Origin of the sequence: Marinobacter sp. (genome assembly GCF_052094685.1) — a bacterium.
Lineage (GTDB): Bacteria > Pseudomonadota > Gammaproteobacteria > Pseudomonadales > Oleiphilaceae > Marinobacter.
The window spans coordinates 1-4,476 of sequence record NZ_JBQDKB010000092.1 but is presented as its reverse complement, the minus strand read 5'-3'; the positions used below and the strand labels follow the sequence as shown (position 1 = coordinate 4,476).

At 50.8% G+C, this 4,476-nt stretch carries 4 protein-coding genes; all 4 read right to left on the bottom strand.

Annotated features, from left to right (window positions below):
* The coding region (locus tag ACTH3S_RS15150) for an LON peptidase substrate-binding domain-containing protein (RefSeq protein WP_441809843.1) at positions 1 to 956 on the bottom strand (956 nt) is incomplete at its 3' end.
* A gap of 179 nt (positions 957 to 1,135) precedes the next feature.
* Positions 1,136 to 2,419 carry an ATP-dependent Clp protease ATP-binding subunit ClpX gene (gene clpX / locus ACTH3S_RS15145; protein ID WP_441809842.1) on the bottom strand — a complete coding sequence of 428 codons (1,284 nt, stop codon included), beginning with the start codon at positions 2,417 to 2,419 and terminating at the stop codon, positions 1,136 to 1,138.
* A gap of 78 nt (positions 2,420 to 2,497) precedes the next feature.
* Entirely contained in the window at positions 2,498 to 3,133 is a 636-nt protein-coding gene (gene clpP, locus ACTH3S_RS15140) for an ATP-dependent Clp endopeptidase proteolytic subunit ClpP (RefSeq protein ID WP_071263516.1), read from the bottom strand.
* A 186-nt stretch (positions 3,134 to 3,319) separates the two neighbouring features.
* The coding region (gene tig / locus ACTH3S_RS15135) for a trigger factor (protein ID WP_441809841.1) at positions 3,320 to 4,476 on the bottom strand (1,157 nt) is incomplete at its 5' end.

Below are 4,476 nucleotides of genomic sequence, written 5' to 3'. Positions count from 1 at the left end.
ATCTCCCGAGCCTTTTCAATATCGTGACGCACGCGGCTGCGTTTTTTCCAGGGTACAGCCAGCATCCAGTCGATATATCCACGGACAACCGTGGCCTCGGCAGACATAGGCGACATCATCTTGAGCTTGTTCAGCTCTACTTCGGTCTTTTTGCGAGCCTCTTCAGGCAACCCGGCTTCCTCAAGCTTCTGCTCAAGTTCTTCAAAATCGTTATTACCTTCACCCAGGTTACCCATTTCCTTTTGGATAGCCTTCATTTGCTCGTTCAGGTAATACTCGCGTTGACTGCGCTCCATCTGCTTTTTAACACGGCCACGGATGCGTTTCTCAACCTCAATCAAGTCGATCTCGCCATCCAGCTTACCAAGCAGAAGTTCCACGCGACGATTCATGTCAAGGGCTTCCAGCAACTCCTGCTTTTCCGGAATCTGCATTTCAAGGTGGGCAGCCATGGTGTCTGCAAGGCGCTCCAGCTCTTCGATTCCGGTCAGCGCGTTTGAGACTTCCGAAGGTACCTTTCTGGATAACTTTACATATTTTTCAAACTCATCCATCAGGGTTTTCAGGAGCACTTTTTCTTCGCGCTCAGGCAGCGCTTCTTCGTCCATCAGCGTGGCGCCACCGGACAAGTACTCAGCCTCAGAAATGTTACTGATCGCAGCCCGGGCATTACCCTCAACCAACACTTTTACAGTGCCATCCGGCAGGCGCAGCATCTGTAGCACTGTGGCCAACGTGCCCATATCAAATACATCATCTGGGCCTGGCTCATCCGTGGAAGCGTCCCGCTGGGCCACCAGGAGGATTTCTTTGCTTCCTTCCATCGCAGCTTCCAAAGCTTGGATGGATTTTTCACGGCCCACAAACAAAGGGACCACCATGTGCGGAAACACCACGACATCCCGGAGAGGGAGTAGCGGGTATTCTTGCACGATATCTTCGGGTATCCGGGTCATAAGGAATCCTCTGACGGTGTTTGATTCAGCATATCACCCTTCATTGGGGCGGCCGTTGGAATTGCAATCTTTTTACCAAACAACACGGCACAAAGCCCTGTTGATACAAACCATTAAAAAAGGGGCCTTTCGCCCCTTTTTTAATTCTTCTGGTTATCACACTCAGCTATAAAGCCTGATTAATCATCAGGTACAGCCTTGGCGTGATCGGTACTCGCGTAAATCTTAAACGGTTCCGAGTCGCCGGTGATGACGCTTTCATCAATCACAACCTTAGAAATGTCATGCTCAGACGGAATCTGGTACATGGTATCTAGCAATGTAGCCTCCATGATAGAACGAAGGCCGCGAGCGCCGGTTTTACGCTCCAAAGCTTTGCCCGCGACAGCGCGCAGCGCGTCATCACGGAAATCCAACTCAACCCCTTCCATATCAAACAGCTTTTGATACTGCCTGGTTAGGGAGTTTTTCGGTTCCGTCAAAATCTGCACCAGAGCATCTTCATCCAGCTCATTCAGAGTGGCGACAACCGGCAGGCGCCCTACAAATTCCGGAATCAGGCCGTATTTGACAAGATCTTCTGTCTCAACGTTCTTGATCACGTCACCCATATTTCTGCTGTCATCTTGGCTGGCCACCGCTGCCGAGAAACCGATGCTGCTTTTTTCTGTGCGATCACGGATCACTTTGTCTAAGCCGGCAAACGCACCGCCGCAGATAAACAGCATATTGCCGGTATCAACCTGCAAAAACTCCTGCTGAGGATGCTTACGCCCACCCTGAGGTGGCACAGACGCAACGGTACCTTCAATCAATTTCAACAGTGCCTGCTGAACGCCCTCACCTGAAACATCCCGGGTGATGGACGGGTTATCAGACTTGCGTGAAATCTTGTCGATCTCATCAATATACACAATGCCCCGCTGAGCCTTGTCCACATCGTAATCGCACTTTTGAAGCAGTTTTTGGATGATATTTTCAACATCTTCACCCACGTAGCCCGCTTCCGTAAGCGTTGTAGCGTCCGCGATGGTGAATGGCACATTGAGCATGCGCGCCAGCGTCTCTGCCAGCAGCGTCTTACCACTACCTGTAGGGCCAATCAGCAGAATATTACTTTTGCCGAGCTCGACATCGCCTTTGCCTTCACCATACCGGAGGCGCTTGTAGTGATTATAAACCGCTACCGCGAGCACAACCTTAGCGCGATCTTGGCCGATGACATACTCATCAAGCGTAGTGCGGATTTCAGCCGGTGTCGGAAGACGATCACTCGGCTCCTCCTGTGCGTTCTCCTGAATTTCTTCACGGATAATATCGTTGCACAGGTCGACACACTCGTCGCAGATGAACACCGAAGGCCCTGCGATGAGCTTACGGACTTCATGCTGGCTCTTTCCACAAAACGAGCAGTAGAGCAACTTGCCGTTATCGTCGCCTCGGCCGTTTTTTTCATCTGCCATTGAAATACCTCTGATCTCGTTTTGCCGGCGCTTCAGATAATCATGCGCCGGCCAGGGGTGATGCAATTACTGCCAGTATTATTTATTCGGCACGCGCTTATCAAGTATCGAGTCAATCAGCCCGTACTCTTTCGCCTGAGTTGGATCCATGAAATTGTCACGGTCCGTATCCCTAGCGAGTGTCTCCAGATCCTGGCCGGTGTGGTAGGCCAGAATAGAATTCAGAGTATGCCGGATTTTGAGGATCTCGCGGGTGTGGATCTCAATATCGGTCGCCTGTCCCTGATAACCGCCCAGAGGCTGGTGAATCATTACCCGGGAGTTGGGCAAACAGGCACGCTTTCCTTCAGCGCCACCCGCCAACAAGAACGCGCCCATGCTGGCAGCTTGGCCTACACAAAGGGTTGAAACGTCAGGCTTGATAAACTGCATGGTGTCGTAAATGGACATGCCCGCAGTTACAGAGCCACCTGGGCTGTTGATGTACAGGTGAATGTCTTTGTCTGGGTTTTCAGATTCCAGGAACAAAAGCTGTGCCACGATCAAGTTGGCCATGTGGTCTTCCACCTGGCCAACCATGAAGATCACACGCTCTTTGAGCAGACGAGAATAAATATCGAACGAGCGCTCCCCGCGGGCAGTCTGCTCGATAACCATCGGCACCAAGCCGGAACTGGTAACCATTGCGGGACCATCAATCGGTTTCTGCATCATGATGCGCCTGAACTCCTTATGAAAAAATAGGACGTGGCTTCAAACCACGGCATTTTCAGTATTCTTGCATCTTGTACCTTGCCAGCCGCCAGCCAAGAGGAAAACAGCCGGACATGCCGGCTGTTTACTCGCTTCGGCCAGCCAGGCCGAATTCAATCCGACCCTGGCACTATTTTCTGGTCAATCTCAGCCCTGCTGGGACTGACCTGCCTGAATTGCCTCTTCGTACTTAACTTTCTTGTCCTTAACCTTGGCCTGTGACAGCACATAGTCAACAACCTGATCTTCAAGTACAGACGACTCAATCTGGCTCTTCTGTTCTGGGTCACCATTGAAGTGCGCGATGACTTCATCTGGTTGTTCATATGTTGACGCGATCTCTTGGATCTTTTCATCAACTTTGGCCGGATCTACTTTCAGGTCGTTAGCCTTAACAACTTCCTGGAACAACAGGCCCGTCTTCACACGACGCTCAGCCTGTTCCTGGAAAATTTCTTTAGGCAACTGCTGGAAATCCACCTGACCACCAAAACGCTTAACAGCATCTTGACGCAGACGATCGATTTCTTGATCAGCCAGGGCGTTAGGAATGTCGACTTCGGTCGTTTCCAGAAGTCCGTCTACAACGTCATTTTTGACCTTGCTAGCTACCGCCTGCTTGAGCTCGCGCTCCATGTTCTTCTTCACTTCTTCACGGAATGCGGCTTCGTCTTCTGCCTCAATACCGAATTTAGAGAAGAACTCTGCGTTCAATTCAGGCAGTTGAGGCTCTTCAACCTCGTGAATCTTGATCTCAAACTTTGCAGGCTTACCTTTGAGATCTTCATTGTGATAGTCCTCAGGGAACGTCACTTCAATCTCGAGGTCTTCGCCAGCTTTACCGCCAACGATGGCTTTTTCGAAGCCCGGAATCATCTGATCAGATCCCAAGGTCAACTTGTGGTTTTCAGCAGCACCGCCCTCAAACTCTTCACCGTCGATAGAACCCTTGAAGTCTATGGTCAGCACGTCCTTGTTCTTGGACTTACGCTTGACGGACTTCATGGTGGCCTGCTGACGACGCAGGTTATCGATCATGGTGTCGATATCCTTATCGGTAATTTCAGAGGTCAGCTTCTCGATGGAAATCTTGCTCAGATCGCCCAACTCAATTTCAGGAAGAACTTCAAAAATGGCTACGAACTCGAGGTCCTTGCCGGCTTCCATGGTTTTTGGCTCAAGCTTAGGCCAGCCCGCAGGATTAATATCTTGTTCCTGCAGTGCCTTGATGTAGTTGTCGCGCATGATATCGCCGACAATTTCCTGGCGAACACTGTCACCGAAACGACGCTTGACCACGCTCA